Consider the following 1207-nt stretch of genomic DNA (forward strand, 5'->3'; position numbering starts at 1 on the left):
GGGGGGGGTCCAACCCCCCCCCCCCCCCCCCCGCCTCCCTCGCCGGCTCCCCCACCCCCCCCCCCCCCCCCCCCCCCCCCCCCCCCCCCCCCCCCCCCCCCCCCCCCCCCCCCCCCCCGGCTGCTGTTTATGGAATTGCTACTCCTGAGCGATGCAGAACTCGTTGCCCTCGGGGTCCTGCATGACGTCCCAGTGGAAATCCGCGATGTCATGTCCCCCGACGAAAGTAGCTCCCAACGACTCAGCCTTTCGCCTCAGAGCCGTGGCATCGTCGTCGTGGAGGTCCAAGTGAAGCCGGCGTCGCCCCTCGGTGGGCGCGGCGACCTGTTGAAACGCCAGTTGGGGGTAGCCGGGTTCCGAGGGCCGCAGCCAGATGAAACCTTCATGTTCTGCGGCAACGGGCATGTTCAGCAGTTTCGACCAGAAGGCGGCCAAGTGGGCGGCATCGACCGCGTTGATCATGATCGACGCGATTCTGGGCCCCCGGCCGTGCGTGCCAATTACCTGTTCTTCGGTATCCATTCGGCCAGTCTAGGGGTCACAATCCACTGACAGCGGAATGGCTGTGCGGTCCGGCAGCATAGTCCATAGGATTGATCCCGGTGGCACCCGCCGAAGGCTGGTTGCCGACTCACAACGACCCCAAGGAGTGGACATGGCAGCAACACGCACCGCACACACGGTTTGGAACGGCAACCTGATTGAAGGCGCCGGCAACACAACGCTGGACAGCTCAGGCCTGGGCACGTTCGATGTCACGTGGAAGGCCCGTACCGAGCAGTCCGGCGGCAAGACCAGCCCCGAGGAACTGATTGCAGCTGCCCACTCCGCATGCTTCTCCATGGCTTTCAGCCACGCCCTTGCTGGTGAAGGTTTCACTGCTGAAGAAGTGCACACCAAGGCTGATGTGACGTTCGTTCCCGGCACCGGCATCACCGGCAGCCACCTGACGATGACTGCCAAGGTTCCGGGTCTTTCAGAAGAGGATTTCCGTCGTATCTCCGAGGACGCCAAGACCGGCTGCCCCGTTTCCGGCGCACTGGCCAGCATCGAGATCACGTTGGATGCCACGCTGGCGGCGTAGCACCACCAAGGCCTGATCAACAGAAGAGGGGGGGCGGGGGGCGGGCCGGCGCGGCGGGCCGCCGCGGGCGGGGGCGGCCGGCCGCGCCCCCGCGGGGGCGGGCGCCGGCGCGGGGGGGGCGCG

2 protein-coding genes are annotated in these 1207 nt (G+C 67.4%); one reads left to right on the plus strand and one right to left on the minus strand.

Annotated features, from left to right (window positions below; genetic code table 11):
• Positions 1-138: 138 nt before the first annotated feature.
• Positions 139-522, minus strand: a complete 384-nt coding sequence (locus LN996_RS23460) for a VOC family protein (RefSeq protein WP_231343498.1) — start codon at positions 520-522, stop codon at positions 139-141.
• A 133-nt stretch (positions 523-655) separates the two neighbouring features.
• Here LN996_RS23460 and LN996_RS23465 point away from each other — a divergent pair, with 133 nt between their 5' ends.
• The gene (locus LN996_RS23465) at positions 656-1084 is read left to right on the plus strand and encodes an OsmC family protein (protein WP_159709070.1); all 429 of its coding nucleotides are present in this window, start codon (positions 656-658) and stop codon (positions 1082-1084) included.
• Positions 1085-1207 lie beyond the last annotated feature (123 nt).

Source organism: Arthrobacter sp. AK01 (assembly GCF_021109375.1).
GTDB lineage: Bacteria > Actinomycetota > Actinomycetes > Actinomycetales > Micrococcaceae > Arthrobacter.

What these genes read in the sequence shown, in the direction of transcription:
- LN996_RS23460 (WP_231343498.1), bottom strand. Translation starts at nt 522, where the DNA reads ATGGATACCGAAGAACAGGTAATTGGCACGCACGGCCGGGGGCCCAGA.
- LN996_RS23465 (WP_159709070.1), top strand. Translation starts at nt 656, where the DNA reads ATGGCAGCAACACGCACCGCACACACGGTTTGGAACGGCAACCTGATT.